The organism is Jeotgalibacillus haloalkalitolerans (assembly GCF_034427455.1).
GTDB classification, from domain to species: Bacteria; Bacillota; Bacilli; order Bacillales; family Jeotgalibacillaceae; genus Jeotgalibacillus; species Jeotgalibacillus haloalkalitolerans.
Map to the genome: position 1 here is coordinate 41913 of NZ_JAXQNN010000009.1, position 14845 is coordinate 56757.

At 45.8% G+C, this 14845-nt stretch carries 13 protein-coding genes and 1 pseudogene; 13 read left to right on the forward strand and 1 reads right to left on the reverse strand.

Annotation, left to right across the window (positions count from 1 at the left end):
- Positions 1 to 2 precede the first annotated feature (2 nt).
- The 6 genes from hpt (at position 3) to cysK (ending at position 6660) form a co-directional block, all read left to right on the forward strand.
- Positions 3 to 551 (forward strand): hypoxanthine phosphoribosyltransferase, encoded by a 549-nt coding sequence (gene hpt, locus UFB30_RS16285; protein ID WP_039806191.1) that lies wholly within the window; start codon positions 3 to 5, stop codon positions 549 to 551.
- A gap of 109 nt (positions 552 to 660) precedes the next feature.
- Positions 661 to 2682 (forward strand): ATP-dependent zinc metalloprotease FtsH, encoded by a 2022-nt coding sequence (gene ftsH / locus UFB30_RS16290; RefSeq protein WP_322422733.1) that lies wholly within the window; start codon positions 661 to 663, stop codon positions 2680 to 2682.
- A gap of 395 nt (positions 2683 to 3077) precedes the next feature.
- Positions 3078 to 3845, forward strand: a complete 768-nt coding sequence (locus tag UFB30_RS16295; protein WP_322422734.1) for a type III pantothenate kinase — start codon at positions 3078 to 3080, stop codon at positions 3843 to 3845.
- Positions 3846 to 3859: 14 nt separating this feature from the next.
- Positions 3860 to 4738, forward strand: a complete 879-nt coding sequence (gene hslO / locus UFB30_RS16300; RefSeq protein ID WP_322422735.1) for an Hsp33 family molecular chaperone HslO — start codon at positions 3860 to 3862, stop codon at positions 4736 to 4738.
- A gap of 3 nt (positions 4739 to 4741) precedes the next feature.
- A complete protein-coding gene (locus tag UFB30_RS16305; protein WP_322422736.1) occupies positions 4742 to 5650 on the forward strand; it encodes a peptidyl-prolyl cis-trans isomerase in 909 nt (302 codons plus the stop codon).
- Positions 5651 to 5736: 86 nt separating this feature from the next.
- Entirely contained in the window at positions 5737 to 6660 is a 924-nt protein-coding gene (cysK, locus tag UFB30_RS16310; protein WP_322422737.1) for a cysteine synthase A, read from the forward strand.
- 280 nt (positions 6661 to 6940) lie between these two features.
- Here the strand turns inward: cysK and murB are convergent.
- A pseudogene (gene murB, locus UFB30_RS16315) lies at positions 6941 to 7840 on the reverse strand (UDP-N-acetylmuramate dehydrogenase); the annotation flags it as partial.
- 282 nt (positions 7841 to 8122) lie between these two features.
- On the opposite strand from murB, the gene UFB30_RS16320 reads away from it, so the two are divergent.
- The 7 genes from UFB30_RS16320 (at position 8123) to lysS (ending at position 14308) form a co-directional block, all read left to right on the forward strand.
- Complete coding sequence (locus tag UFB30_RS16320; protein ID WP_435390900.1) at positions 8123 to 9514, forward strand: anthranilate synthase component I family protein; 1392 nt, start codon at positions 8123 to 8125, stop codon at positions 9512 to 9514.
- Positions 9511 to 10101 (forward strand): aminodeoxychorismate/anthranilate synthase component II, encoded by a 591-nt coding sequence (gene pabA, locus UFB30_RS16325; RefSeq protein WP_322422739.1) that lies wholly within the window; start codon positions 9511 to 9513, stop codon positions 10099 to 10101. Before UFB30_RS16320 ends, pabA begins: the two co-directional genes overlap by 4 nt.
- Positions 10098 to 10940 (forward strand): aminodeoxychorismate lyase, encoded by an 843-nt coding sequence (pabC, locus tag UFB30_RS16330; RefSeq protein ID WP_322422740.1) that lies wholly within the window; start codon positions 10098 to 10100, stop codon positions 10938 to 10940. The genes pabA and pabC overlap by 4 nt, the downstream gene beginning before the upstream one ends.
- 10 nt (positions 10941 to 10950) lie before the next feature.
- A complete protein-coding gene (gene folP / locus UFB30_RS16335; protein WP_322422741.1) occupies positions 10951 to 11763 on the forward strand; it encodes a dihydropteroate synthase in 813 nt (270 codons plus the stop codon).
- Between the two features lies 1 nt (position 11764).
- A complete protein-coding gene (gene folB, locus UFB30_RS16340) occupies positions 11765 to 12127 on the forward strand; it encodes a dihydroneopterin aldolase (protein ID WP_322422742.1) in 363 nt (120 codons plus the stop codon).
- A complete protein-coding gene (folK, locus tag UFB30_RS16345) occupies positions 12128 to 12649 on the forward strand; it encodes a 2-amino-4-hydroxy-6-hydroxymethyldihydropteridine diphosphokinase (protein WP_322422743.1) in 522 nt (173 codons plus the stop codon). It begins immediately after the preceding gene.
- A 171-nt stretch (positions 12650 to 12820) separates the two neighbouring features.
- Positions 12821 to 14308 carry a lysine--tRNA ligase gene (gene lysS, locus UFB30_RS16350; protein ID WP_322422744.1) on the forward strand — a complete coding sequence of 496 codons (1488 nt, stop codon included), beginning with the start codon at positions 12821 to 12823 and terminating at the stop codon, positions 14306 to 14308.
- Positions 14309 to 14845: the final 537 nt, after the last annotated feature.

The following is a 14845-nucleotide window of genomic DNA, read 5'->3' on the forward strand; positions in this document are numbered from 1 at the left end:
TCGTGTTAAATAAAGACATCGAGAAAGTATTGTATACCGAGGAACAGCTGCAGGAAAAAATCAAAGAGCTTGGCACTGAGTTAACAGCTGAATACCAGGATAAATATCCACTTGCAGTCGGCGTATTAAAAGGCGCAATGCCATTTATGGCTGATCTGATCAAACGTATGGATGTCTATCTTGAGATGGATTTCATGGATGTTTCAAGCTATGGTAACTCCACTGTTTCTTCAGGAGAAGTAAAAATTGTCAAAGACCTGAACACAAAAGTAGAAGGCCGTGACATTCTGATTCTTGAAGATATCATCGACAGCGGACTGACGCTCAGCTACCTGGTAGATCTGTTCAAGTACCGTAAAGCAAAATCAATCAAAATTGTTACACTGCTTGATAAGCCAAGTGGCCGTAAAGCAGACATCAAAGCAGATTATGTTGGATTCATTGTACCGGATGAGTTTGTTGTAGGGTATGGACTTGACTATGCGGAACGTTATCGAAACCTCCCATACATCGGTGTATTGAAGCCTGAAATTTATACAGATTCTGAGTAAAATAGAGTGTAAGCGAGCGCATTCACTGAGCATGCTTATTGGTTGTCACGCTTTATTTTACTATGATAGTATTGATATTAGTTTTCTTGACCGTGGGAGGAGGTAAGGGATGAACCGTATATTTCGAAATACGATATTTTATTTGATTATTTTCCTCGTCATCATTGGTATTATTGGCCTATTTAACAATGGGAACCAGCCAAATGAGGAACTCACATATGGTGAATTTTTAAATGCGCTTGATAGTGGTGAAGTAACGGAGATTGAAATTCAGCCGGACAGAAATGTCTATAATGTACGCGGACAGCTTGAAGGCTATGAAGAAACCGAGTACTTCCTTACAAACATTCCATTTGAAAGTTCAGCACTTGAAACCATTGATGAGGTAGCGCAGGCGAATAATACTGAAGTGAATGTGTTGAAAGCCCCTGAAACAAGCGGCTGGGTGACATTCCTGACGACGATTATTCCATTTGTGATTATCTTCATCCTATTCTTCTTCTTACTTAACCAGGCTCAGGGTGGCGGCGGAGGCCGTGTCATGAATTTCGGTAAGAGTAAGGCGAAGCTTTATACTGAAGAAAAGAAAAAAGTCCGCTTTAAGGACGTTGCAGGGGCAGACGAAGAGAAGCAGGAGCTTGTTGAAGTTGTTGACTTCCTGAAGGATCCCCGTAAATTTACTGATGTCGGTGCACGTATTCCAAAAGGGATTCTGCTTGTCGGGCCTCCGGGTACCGGTAAAACATTGCTTGCACGTGCAGCAGCAGGTGAAGCAGGCGTACCGTTCTTCTCGATTTCCGGTTCAGACTTCGTTGAGATGTTTGTCGGTGTCGGGGCATCACGTGTACGTGACCTGTTTGAAAATGCGAAGAAAAATGCACCATGTATTATTTTCATTGATGAAATTGATGCAGTTGGACGTCAGCGTGGCGCCGGTCTTGGCGGTGGACACGATGAGCGTGAACAGACATTGAACCAGCTGCTTGTTGAAATGGATGGTTTCGGTGGAAACGAAGGAATCATCATGATTGCAGCAACAAACAGACCGGATATTCTGGACCCTGCATTACTGCGTCCAGGACGTTTCGACCGTCAGATCACAGTAGACCGTCCTGATGTAACAGGCCGTGAAGCTGTCCTGAAGGTTCATGCAAGAAACAAACCGCTTGCAGAAAACATTGATCTAAAAGCGATTGCCCAGCGTACACCTGGCTTCTCAGGAGCAGACCTTGAAAACCTGCTGAACGAGGCTGCACTTGTCGCTGCACGTCGTGATAAGAAGAAAATTGATATGAGTGACATCGATGAAGCGACAGACCGCGTCATTGCCGGTCCTGCAAAGAAAACACGTGTCATCTCTCAAAAAGAGAGAAAAATCGTTGCTTTCCACGAAGCAGGACACACGATTATCGGTGTTGTACTGGATGAAGCCGATATGGTTCACAAAGTAACCATCGTTCCACGTGGTCAGGCAGGCGGATATGCTGTCATGCTTCCAAAAGAAGATCGTTACTTCATGACAAAACCTGAACTGCTCGATAAAATCACAGGTCTCCTTGGCGGCCGTGTAGCAGAGGATATTATCTTCGGAGAAGTATCAACTGGTGCACACAATGACTTCCAGCGTGCGACAGGCATTGCCCGCCGTATGGTAACTGAATTTGGTATGAGTGATAAGCTTGGACCGCTTCAGTTCGGTCAGGCCCAGGGTCAGGTATTCCTTGGACGTGACTTTAACAGTGAGCAGAACTATTCTGATCAGATCGCTTACGATATTGATACAGAAATTCAGCGCATTATTAAAGAGTGCTATGCACGGGCGAAAACGATTCTGACTGAGAATCGTGAAAAGCTTGAGCTGATCGCTGAAACGCTTCTTGATATTGAAACACTTGATGCTGAACAGATCAGACATCTTGTGGATCACGGAACACTGCCTGAGCGTGACTACGATCAGGGGAATGGTGAGGACCGTAAAGATATCACAGAAGAGTCAAAAGAACTTGAATCAGACGAAACGTCTGTAACGACTGACAGTGAGATTAACGATGAAGAGAAATCTTCAGAAGATCTGCTGAAAGAATCGAAAGAAGGCACATCTTCTGACGAGGATCGTCGTAATAAAGAATAATCATTTGCATTAGCAGATGCTTGAATCCGCGGTTCCGCGTAAACGGGGCCGCGGATTTTTTGACTGATTGGCGTGTAGACGAAAGGCGTCTGAGCGGCTGGATTTGAGGTCGCATTTCCTGAATATCAGTTCATTTCCCGGGAAATTGAGGTCACATCCGGCGAAACTGGGATCACATTTGTTTTAGCGGGCTCTGGGCGAGTTTTTGGGGTCGCATTAGCGGATTTTCAGGTGGGATTCGAATAATCTTAGGTCATATCCGGACAATGTCAGATCACATTCCGGCGGCAGGTCCCCGCTCTACATGCCTGTCAGAGCTAAACGCCTCCCTCCGCTTTTCTAAATATGGTAAAATGTTTGCAGTGTGTATTCTAATAAGGCGTGGTGAATAATAGATGTTATTTGTATTGGATGTTGGGAACACCAACACGGTATTAGGGGTTTATGAAGGAGAGGAGCTTCGCTATCACTGGCGGGTTGAGACGAATCGTCATAAAACTGAGGATGAGTATGGCATGCTTGTGAAAAATCTGTTTGAGCATGTCGGACTTACTTTTTCGGATTTCGATGGTATTATTATTTCTTCTGTTGTGCCGCCGGTGATGTTTCCGCTTGAGCGGATGAGCCAGAAGTATTTTCATCTGAAGCCGCTCGTTGTAGGACCGGGGATGAAGACTGGTTTGAATATTAAATACGATAACCCGAAAGAAGTCGGTGCGGACCGGATTGTGAATGCAGTAGCTGGTATTAAAGAGCACGGCGGGTCGCTGATCATCGTTGATTTCGGTACGGCTACAACGTATTGCTATATTAATAAAAACCGCCAGTATATGGGTGGCGTGATTGCGCCAGGGATTGGCATTTCAACAGAAGCGCTGTATTCGAAAGCAGCAAAGCTTCCGAGAATTGAGATCGCGCGTCCTGAAACAGTTGTTGGGAAAAGTACAGTTTCTGCGATGCAGGCCGGTATTGTTTACGGCTACGTGGGGCAGGTTGAAGGTATCGTGTCACGTATGAAAAAAGAAGCCGGTGAACCGGTTACTGTGATTGCTACAGGCGGTCTTGCTTCACTTATTGCCAAGGAATCAGATATTATAGATGTTGTTGATCCGTTTTTGACTTTAAAGGGACTTCAGTTAATATACAAACGCAACGCCGAATGAAAGGAGATTTTACAATGAAAGATTATATGATACGCGCACTTGCTTATAATGATCAGGTACGTGCATATGCTGTAAATACAACTGCTGCTGTACAGGAAGCGCAGGACCGCCACTATACATGGCCGACTGCTTCTGCTGCACTCGGCAGAGCAATGACTGCAGGAGTTATGATGGGCGCAATGCTGAAGGGTGACAACCAGTTAACTGTAAAAGTTGAAGGAAACGGCCCGCTCGGCATGATTTTAGTCGACAGTAATGCTAAGGGTGAAGTAAGAGGATACGTAACAAATCCGCAGACGCATAAAGAACTGAACGAACAGGGTAAGCTTGATGTGCGAGGGGTTGTTGGTACAGAAGGAACTCTTACCATCGTGAAAGACCTTGGTATGCGTGATAACTTTACAGGTCAGGTACCGCTTGTCTCAGGGGAGCTTGGCGAAGATTTCACCTACTATTTTGCTTCATCAGAACAGGTGCCGTCATCAGTTGGGGTCGGGGTGCTTGTCAATCCTGATAATTCGATTCTTGCAGCTGGCGGATTCATTATTCAGCTGATGCCTGGTGCAGATGAAGAGACGATCGAGAAAATCGAAAAGCGTCTCAGCACAATTCCTCCTGTTTCAAAAATGATTCAGGATGGGCTCTCTCCGGAAGAGGTACTTGAAACGGTACTGGGAGAAGGGAATGTACGTGTGCTTGATTCAATGCCGGTTTCATTTGAATGCAACTGTTCAAAAGAACGTTTTGGCAATGCCATCGTTGGTCTTGGTAAGGATGAAATCCGTGCGATGATCGAGGAAGATGGGAAAGCAGAAGCGCAATGTCACTTCTGCCGCGAAACGTATGATTACACGAAAGAAGAATTAGAAGCATTTTTAGAAGAGGCGAACTAAGAGATGGCTGAGGTTCGTAAAAGACGACTTAAAGCTAAGCCGCTTTTATATATCATTGGTTTTCTGATGGTGACGAATCTGATATTTCTGATTGGCTGGATCACAAAAGACGGAGCACCACCTTCTGCTGAGGCAGAGGTGGTCGCTCAGGTCGGTGATGATGAAATCACGCGTCAGGAATGGCTGCATGCCATTGAAGTCCGCCACGGAAAAGAAGTGCTTCAGCAGCTGATCAATCAGTCAGTCATGGAGCAGTCAGCAGAGAATTATGACGTAGCCGTATCAGAAGAAGAGCTGGATCAGGAATTATCCATGCTGCGTTCTGTCCTGAATGTCTATGATCAGGCTTCACTGCCGAATGAAGATGTGCTAAAACAGGAACTGAAAACCGAATTAATTTTAGAGAAGCTGATTACAACTGAAGCGGAACTGTCTGAAGAAGATTTGCGTACATACTATGAAGAGAATGAATCACTTTATTCAGTGCCTGCGATGTACCGGCTTTCTCAAATTGTAGTGCCGACTCAGGAAGATGCTGATAAAGCACTTGAAGAATTAGAGAATGGATCCTCGTTTGAAGCGGTCGCGAGGGAGCGGTCCATTGATCCTGTTACTGCCAGTCAGGGAGGCCAGCTCGGGTTTATTCCGGAAAATACAGATACAGTAGATACGGCCATTTTAGATGCAGCAGAAAGCGTATCACCAGGTGAATATTCAGATGCTTTTCAAACGGCTGATGGACTGACAATTGTTTATCTTCATGAAGAGGTGCCGGGCGTTGATTTTGAATTTGAAGAAGTTCGCGGTAAGATTGAGCGTCAGCTGGCACTTGAGCAAATGAGTACACCGGTAACCGCTGAATCCTTTTGGGATGAATACTCAATTGACTGGTTCTACGGCCCGGTTGAATAATCAAAATAGTTGAAATTTTAAATGTTAATTGTTACATTTGCAGTATGTAAAACCGATCACATTACTAGGGATTAGGAGTGAGGAAAATGGTACGCATTGCAAATAATATTTCTGAATTAGTAGGGCAGACGCCAATCGTAAAATTAAATCGGCTGACTGATGAAAACTCAGCAGAGGTCTACCTGAAGCTTGAGTATATGAATCCGGGCAGCAGCGTAAAAGACCGTATTGCTCTTTCGATGATTGAAGCCGCTGAACGTGACGGCAACCTGAAGGAAGGTGACACAATCATTGAGCCGACAAGTGGTAACACAGGGATCGGTCTTGCGATGATTGCTGCAGCGAAAGGTTACCGTTCAGTGCTCGTCATGCCGGAGACGATGAGTATGGAAAGAAGAAATCTGCTGCGCGCATATGGTGCAGAGCTCGTACTGACACCGGGCCCGGACGGAATGAAGGGTGCCATTAAAAAAGCAGAAGAGCTTGCAGCAGAAAAAGGGTACTTTATGCCTCAGCAGTTCAAAAATGAAGCAAACCCTGAAATCCACCGCCGCACAACGGGTAAAGAAATCGTTGAACAAATGGAGCAGCTGGATGCTTTCGTATCTGGAATCGGTACCGGCGGAACGATCACTGGTGCAGGTCAGGTGCTGAAAGATCACTATAAAGATGTGAAAATCTATGCGGTAGAGCCTGCAGATTCACCAATCCTGTCGGGTGGAAACCCTGGCCCTCATAAAATCCAGGGAATCGGTGCAGGATTTGTTCCTGATATTCTCGATACAAAAATTTATGATGAAGTCATTCAGGTAACCAATGACCAGTCATTTGAAACGGCAAGAAGAGCAGCAAGAGAAGAAGGTATTCTCGGTGGGATTTCATCCGGTGCAGCAATTTACGCAGCGCTTGAAGTCGCAAAGAAAATGGGTAAAGGTAAAAAAGTGCTGGCAGTGATTCCGAGTAACGGCGAACGCTACCTGAGCACACCGCTTTATCAGTTTGAAGATTGATGTTGATGGCAGTCCCTTGGCGGGGGCTGCTTTTTGTTTGGGTTATTAGTAGGTAGAAGGGTGTTCTTAGAATAGACGGTGATGTTCGTAGAATAACATGCTGTGTTCGTAGAAATGGCGTGTTGGTTCGTAGAATAAACAGGTTAGTTCTTAGAAAAACAGCCTTGGTTCGTAGAAAAGTACCTTTTGGACTATGCCCATTCTGTCTCGTTTCGAGCTGCCACACCCCAACAAAAAACCGGAACCCATCCCAAAGGACAAGTTCCGGCTCCAATTCTATTTAAGTCCGGCCAATCACACGGACTTCCTTCTCCAAATCAACACCAAATTTTTCTTTTACCGTCTTCTGAACATGCTTCACAAGGTTCAGGTAATCTTTCGCAGTTGCATCACCTTTATTTACGATAAATCCGGCATGCTTCAGTGACACCTGGGCGCCGCCGATCTGTACGCCCTGCAGGTTGGAATCCTGAATCAGTTTTCCTGCAAAGTGACCCGGTGGCCGTTTGAACACGCTGCCGCATGACGGGTATTCGAGCGGCTGCTTGGATTCGCGCAGGTATGTGAGCTCATCCATTTTTGCTTTGATGACGTGCTGTTCACCTTTTTCAAGAACGAACTCTGCCTCAAGCACAATCCAGTTTTTATCCGGAATTGCACTTGTGCGGTAATCAAATGCCATTTCTTCAGCGGGCAGTCTCTCAACGTCGCCTTCCGGAGTGAGGACGGTTACGTGTGTGCACACATCCTTGATTTCTCCGCCGTAAGCGCCGGCATTCATATAGATGGCCCCACCGACACTTCCCGGAATCCCGCATGCGAATTCCAGTCCGCTCAGTGAGTGATCGTGTGCGGCTCTTGATACTTCAATGATCGGTGCGCCTGCCTGCACGGTGATTTGTTCATGGTCTATTGTCATGTTCGTTAGTGACGTGGTTAAAATAACGAGCCCTTCAATGCCGCCGTCCTGGATCAATACATTTGATCCGTTGCCGAGCACCATCCATGGGAGGTTATTTTTTTTCGCAAAGGTAACGGCTTTTGTCAATTCTTCAATTGACTCCGGAATGGCAAGGTAATCTGCATTCCCGCCGATTTTTGTATACGTATAATCTTTCAAAGGTACATTCTTTTGAATCATATTGTGCCTCCTGTGTAATTCTGCTTTCTGTAAGTATAGTCACAGTTTGCAAGGGACGTTCGCGATTTAGATTAAAACCGGCTGCTGATTTCCGCGTTTTGACGCTTCCATCACAGCTGTGCCGATTCATCGTTACATACAAAAGCTCCTCCTGCAGAAAAGAGCCTGCTGAAAGGAGCCGCTTTAATGAATAAAGTATATGGAAATTATGCGAAAACGTCAATTTTTTATCAGATGTCCCTGTACCACCTGATGAATTGTTTCGTGTATGATTGAGAAAGAGTCTGCTACTGGGAGTGAAACTTCTTGAGTTCATATACAATTACTTATCAAACGACTAAAACAACTTTAGATACATTTTATTATACAACGCAGAAAATGGCTGCGCATGAGGAACGCCACCTGTTTTTAGAAAGTGGCAGGGGCGGCCGTTACAGTATTGCGGGCATAAAGCCATTCGCCTGGGCGAGCGGGAAGAATGACCGGCTTTCTGTTTTTGAAAACGGTGAAGAAACAACGCTTGAGGGAGACGTGCTGAAAAGTCTGCTTGAGTGGATGTCCCCATATCGTACGGAGCCGATTGCGGAGCTTCCGGATTTTCAGGGAGGTGCGATCGGCTATATCAGCTATGATTATGTGCGTTCAATTGAAAAACTGCCTGCATCTGCAGAGGATGACCTCGGACTGCCGGATGTATGCTTTTTAATTTTTGATGAATGGATGGTCTTTGATCATGAGACTGGAACGCTTTATTTTATGGTGCTGCATCATTACGCTGAGCCTGCGGATGAAAAGCTTGAACATTTCGTGGATCAGTGGAAATCATCTGAAACATCAGCTGCGCCTGAGCGAACCGCGCCGCGCGAAAGTGCTGATGACATGACAGTCTCGATGGAAGAAGCATCATTCTGTGAAGCGGCTGAAGCGATCCGTCAGTATATTGCGCAGGGTGATGTGTTTCAGGTAAACCTTTCTGTCCGTCAATCCAAGCCGCTTGCAGTGGAGGCGGCTGATGTGTACCGGGAAGTGCGTAAGCTGAACCCATCACCGTATATGTCTTACCTGCATTTGCCGGATATGCAGATTGCTTCTGCTTCCCCTGAGCTTTTAGTGAAAAAAGCAGGAACTGAGCTGAGCACACGACCGATTGCAGGGACGCGCTCCCGTGGAAAGACGCCTGAAGAGGATCAGTCACTTGCAAATGAACTGATTCATAATGAAAAAGAACGTGCTGAACACGTGATGCTTGTGGATCTTGAGCGCAATGATCTTGGCAGAGTGAGTCAGTATGGCAGTGTGGAAGTGAACGAATTCATGGTCATTGAAAAGTACTCACACGTGATGCATATTGTCTCGAACGTCCGCGGCACACTGGATGAACAGTATGATGAAGCGGATGTGATCAGAGCGGTATTTCCGGGAGGTACGATTACAGGTGCACCGAAAGTCCGTACGATGGAAATCATTGAAGAGCTTGAGCCGGTGAGAAGGGGGCTGTATACGGGCTCAATCGGCTGGATCGGCTTTAACGGAGATCTGGAATTAAATATCGTAATCCGTACCATGCTTGTAAAAGATGGACAGGCCCATGTGCAGGCAGGGGCAGGCGTTGTCATAGATTCCCACCCGAAACGGGAATATAAAGAGTCGCTTAAAAAAGCACGTGCGCTCTGGCAGGCAAAAGATCAGGCGGAAGGAGTGACATCGCAGTGATTTTAATGATTGATAACTATGATTCATTTACGTATAACCTTGTTCAATTTTTAGGTGAGCTTGGAGAAGAGCTTGTCGTAAAGCGTAATGACGAGATCACGATTGAAGAAATTGAAGAGCTGAATCCTGATTTCCTGATGATTTCACCGGGGCCGTGCAGCCCGGATGAAGCGGGAATCAGCCTTGAAGCAATCCGGGCGTTTGCCGGTAAAATTCCGATTTTCGGCGTATGTCTCGGTCATCAGTCGATCGCACAGGTGTTTGGCGGTAATGTTGTACGTGCAACACGCCTGATGCACGGCAAAACGTCAGAAATGTATCACGATGGAAAAGGTGTCTATCAGGATCTGCCGATGCCGTTTACTGCGACGCGCTATCATTCACTGATCGTAGAAAAGCACACGCTGCCGGATGAGTTACTCATTACGTCCTGGACCGATCAGGGTGAAATCATGGGGATCCGCCATCAGACACTTGCGGTTGAAGGCGTACAGTTCCATCCGGAATCCATTATGACCGACCAGGGTAAAAAACTGCTACGGAATTTCCTTGATGCTTACCGCGTCCGCGAGGCAGAAAGCGTATGAAGCTCTGGTTAAATGGAGAAATCATAGAGGAAGCAGACGCGCGTATCTCACCGTTTGATCACGGCTTTTTGTACGGGATGGGTGCATTCGAGACGTTCCGCACCTATAATGGGTATCCCTTTTTAATTGGGGATCATCTGCAAAGGCTGCAGTTTGCGTTTGGTGAGATGGGAATCGAAGCTAAATTGACGACAGCTGGAATCAAGCAGATGGTGAGTGAGCTGAGAGAGGCGAACGGCGGTGCAGACGGCTACTTCCGTTTAAATGTGTCTGCCGGTGTAAGAGGGATCGGACTTGATCCATCCCCTTACACGGAGCCAATGGTTATGCTGCTTCAAAAACCGCTGACCCCTCCGCCTGCTGAACGTCACGCACAGTGGCTGAAGCTGCGCCGCAATACACCTGAGACAGAAATCAGACTGAAATCGCATCATTATTTTAATAACCTGGCTGCGAGAAAGGAAGTAACGGATTCGAAAACAGAAGGCATCTTCCTCACTGAAGACGGTGTGATTTCAGAAGGACTCGCATCAAACGTCTACTGGGTTAAGGACGGTACGCTTTATACGCCGGACCTTTCAACCGGTATGCTTGAAGGGATCACAAGAAAAATGGTCCTTGCACTTGCGCGGGCTGGCGGCATTCCAGTAAAAGAGGGTCGCTTCACACCGGAAGAAGCACAAGGAGCAGATGAATGGTTTTTATCAAATTCCATACAGGAAATTGTTCCGATCACACGTTTTGAAGGTCAGGACTTCCCTGGAGATGGACCTGTTTACACTCAGTTGAAATCTGAGTATCAGCAAAAGACAAATCTTGAGATAGCGTCAGTTGAATGAGGTGAATCAAATGAAGGCGGGAGCGTATACGCTGGATTTTACGAAGAAAACATATGTAATGGGAATTTTAAATACAACGCCCGATTCATTTTCAGATGGGGGCAGGTTCAATACAGTAGATGCAGCCGTTGCGCATGCGAAGCAAATGGCTGAAGACGGCGCTGACATCATCGATATTGGCGGCGAGTCAACGAGACCGGGTTATACACCGGTATCAGTTGAAGAAGAGATCGAGCGGGTAGTACCTGTCATCGAAGCGGTGCGCCGTGAAGTGGATCTTCCTATCTCGATCGACACGTTTAAAGCGCAAACAGCAGAAGCGGCTGTAAAAGCAGGAGCACAGATCATCAATGACATCTGGGGTGCAAAATATGACCCTGCTATCGCGGATGTGGCTGCAAAACACAACGTGCCGATTATCTTAATGCATAACCGGGAAAAGCGTGACTATGAGCATTTTCTTACTGACGTCATGCGTGACCTTGAAGAGAGTATTTCGATTGCAAAATCAGCCGGGGTTACAGATGAACAGATCATATTAGATCCGGGCGTCGGTTTTGCCAAGTCATTTGAACAAAACGTTGAAGTGACAAGGGAGGTAGACCGCATTGTTGCAATGGGCTATCCTGTGCTGCTCGGTACATCACGCAAATCGATGATCGGCAATATTCTGGATCTCCCGGCAGCAGAGCGTACTGAAGGAACGGGCGCGACCGTGTGCTACGGCGTACAGAAAGGCTGCCACATCGTCCGCGTTCATGATGTAAAAGAAATTGTCCGCATGACCCGTGTAATGGATGCATTAATCGGAAAGGGTGAATGAAATGGATAAAATCAAGGTAAATGAAATGGAGTTTTACGGCTACCACGGTGTATTTACTGAAGAAACAAAGCTTGGCCAGCGCTTCCGCGTGAATGCGGTACTAGAGCTGGACCTGTCAAAATCAGCTAAGTCAGATAACGTGGATGACTCCATCAATTACGCAGATGTCTATAACGTGTGTAAAGAAATTGTGGAAGGCGAGCCGCTGAAGCTTGTAGAGGCAGTTGCTGATAGAATCGCTTCCCGCATGCTGAAAGAATTCGATTTATTAGAACGTGTAACGATTGAAGTGGTGAAGCCTGACCCGCCAATACCAGGTCACTACAATTCGGTTGCCATCGAACTGACCCGGAGCAGAGGCTGAATGCATACAGCCTATTTATCCCTTGGCTCTAACATTGGTGAATCAAAAGAAAATCTTCAGGAAGCAGTGAAGCTGCTCGATAGCGTTCCTTCTATAGAAGTGAAAAGCGTTTCTTCCATTTATGAAACAGACCCGGTCGGCTATACAGACCAGCAAGTGTTTTTGAATATTGCCGTTGCAGTGAAGACTGAGCTGACTGCTGAAGATTTACTGAATAAAGCGCAGGAAATCGAGCAATCCCTTGGGCGTGAGCGGAAAGTTCACTGGGGACCCCGTATTATAGACCTTGACATTTTGCTATACAATACAGACAATATACAATCAGAAAGGCTGACCGTTCCGCATCCGTATATGCACGAACGCAGCTTCGTTCTTGTTCCATTAAATGAAATTGCCCCTGAAGCTGTGCACCCTTTAACAGGAAGTACAGTCAGTGAGCTCCTGCAGTACACTGGCAGTGAAGGCGTTCGTCTATGGAAAGAAACTGTCTATCAGCGCAAAGAGAACTTTTTAGCGCTCTAAGATAAAACTGCCGTTTAACTCAGGCAGTTTTTTTGTGGAGAAGGCGTTCGTATGGGAAAAAAGCCTTTAGGGGTGTACGCACGATTTATATTGTGTAAAATAGACAAGTATTCAAAAAGAACAGAGATATTATTTGAATCATAGATAAATCATCGAAAAGGAGTGACGAACATGAGTCAGGAAGAATTGAATGACCAGTTCCGCGTCAGACGCGAAAAAATGGAAGCAATACGTGAACAGGGTAACGATCCGTTCGGTAAACGCTTCGACCGTACACATGCTTCAGAAGAAATCAAATCACAATTTGGTGAGCTTTCAAAAGAAGACCTCGATGAAACAACGCACGAGGTAACAGTTGCAGGCCGTATCATGACCAAGCGTGGAAAAGGTAAAGCAGGCTTTGCGCATATCCAGGATCTTCAGGGTCAAATCCAGCTTTATGTCCGTAAAGACGCTGTAGGGGAAGAAGCATATGAGCTTTTCAACACTGCAGACCTTGGAGACATTGTAGGAGTGAACGGAACAATCTTCCGTACAAAAGTAGGCGAGCTTTCAATTAAAGCAACAAGCTTTGAGCTTTTATCAAAGTCACTTCGCCCGCTGCCTGAGAAATTCCACGGCTTAAAAGACGTCGAGCAGCGCTACCGTCAGCGTTATCTTGACCTGATCACAAGTGAAGACAGCAAAAACACATTTATCGCCCGCAGTAAAATCATCCAGTCAATGAGACGTTACCTTGATAACAACGGCTACCTGGAAGTTGAAACACCAATGCTGCATTCAATTGCAGGTGGAGCGGCTGCACGTCCATTCATTACGCATCATAATGCACTGGATATGGAGCTTTACATGCGTATCGCAATCGAGCTTCACCTGAAGCGCCTGATTGTCGGCGGTCTTGAAAAGGTATATGAAATCGGCCGCGTATTCCGTAATGAAGGAATCTCAACGCGCCACAACCCTGAATTCACAATGATCGAGTTGTATGAAGCGTATGCGGATTACAACGATATTATGGATCTGACTGAAAATATGGTTGCGCACATCGCTCAGGAAGTACTCGGAACAACGGTCGTTCCTTACGGAGATTTCGAAGTAGACCTTACACCAAAATGGACACGTCTCCATATGGTAGATGCAATCAAAAACGAAACAGGTGTAGACTTCTGGCAGGAGATGTCCAATGAAGAGGCGCATGCACTTGCAAAAGAACACGGAATCGATGTTAAGGACAATATGGAATATGGTCACATCGTAAATGAATTCTTCGAACAGAAAGTAGAAGAAACACTCATTCAGCCTACATTCATTTTCGGTCACCCTGTAGAAATCTCTCCTCTTGCGAAGAAAAACCCTGAGGATGAGCGCTTTACTGACCGCTTTGAGTTATTTATTGTCGGTCGTGAACATGCAAATGCCTTTACAGAGCTGAACGATCCAATTGATCAGCGCGAACGTTTTGAAGCGCAAATGAAAGAAAAAGCAGAAGGTAACGATGAAGCACATGAAATGGACGATGACTTCATTGAAGCACTTGAATATGGTATGCCGCCAACAGGGGGACTCGGTATCGGGATCGACCGTCTGGTGATGCTATTGACGAATTCTCCTTCTATTAGAGACGTACTGCTATTCCCGCTTATGCGTCACAGAGATTAATGATCTGAACCGCTGCTCTTTGCAGCGGTTTTTCTTATGACGATTGCACAGCTGGTGACCGGATCACAAAATGCTTCGGGGAACAGATGGGATTGTGACCTGAGATGCAGTGACTGGCTATGAAATCCGGATGCAGTGAAAATCATGAAACTTACTACGACAAAACAAAGCTGAATATTCGACAATGAAACCTGCTGAGACAATCTTAAAATTAATTTTACCTTTTTGATAAAAAACTATTGTCACAATGTAAAAGCCGTGATATATTATTATTCGTTGCCGCAATAACAAACGGCAGCGACAAAAAATAAAGTGAAAAAAGTTGTTGACATCATGCTTGAAAAGATGGTAAGATAACTGAGTCGCCAAAAAACGACACACGCTTTAAAGAGAAGTACTTGAACCTTGAAAACTAAACAACCAAACGTCAACGTTTAAGATTTTTAGTCTTTTTCGAAATAAAAAGACATGAGCTTTTCAAACACTTTACGGAGAGTTTGATCCTGGCTCAGGACGAACGCTGGCGGCGTGCCTAAT

Coding starts and splice junctions, on each gene's coding strand:
- ftsH (WP_322422733.1), top strand. CDS start 661: ATGAACCGTATATTTCGAAATACGATATTTTATTTGATTATTTTCCTC.
- UFB30_RS16295 (WP_322422734.1), top strand. CDS start 3,078: ATGTTATTTGTATTGGATGTTGGGAACACCAACACGGTATTAGGGGTT.
- hslO (WP_322422735.1), top strand. CDS start 3,860: ATGAAAGATTATATGATACGCGCACTTGCTTATAATGATCAGGTACGT.
- UFB30_RS16305 (WP_322422736.1), top strand. CDS start 4,742: ATGGCTGAGGTTCGTAAAAGACGACTTAAAGCTAAGCCGCTTTTATAT.
- cysK (WP_322422737.1), top strand. CDS start 5,737: ATGGTACGCATTGCAAATAATATTTCTGAATTAGTAGGGCAGACGCCA.
- pabC (WP_322422740.1), top strand. CDS start 10,098: ATGAAGCTCTGGTTAAATGGAGAAATCATAGAGGAAGCAGACGCGCGT.
- folP (WP_322422741.1), top strand. CDS start 10,951: ATGAAGGCGGGAGCGTATACGCTGGATTTTACGAAGAAAACATATGTA.
- folB (WP_322422742.1), top strand. CDS start 11,765: ATGGATAAAATCAAGGTAAATGAAATGGAGTTTTACGGCTACCACGGT.
- folK (WP_322422743.1), top strand. CDS start 12,128: ATGCATACAGCCTATTTATCCCTTGGCTCTAACATTGGTGAATCAAAA.
- lysS (WP_322422744.1), top strand. CDS start 12,821: ATGAGTCAGGAAGAATTGAATGACCAGTTCCGCGTCAGACGCGAAAAA.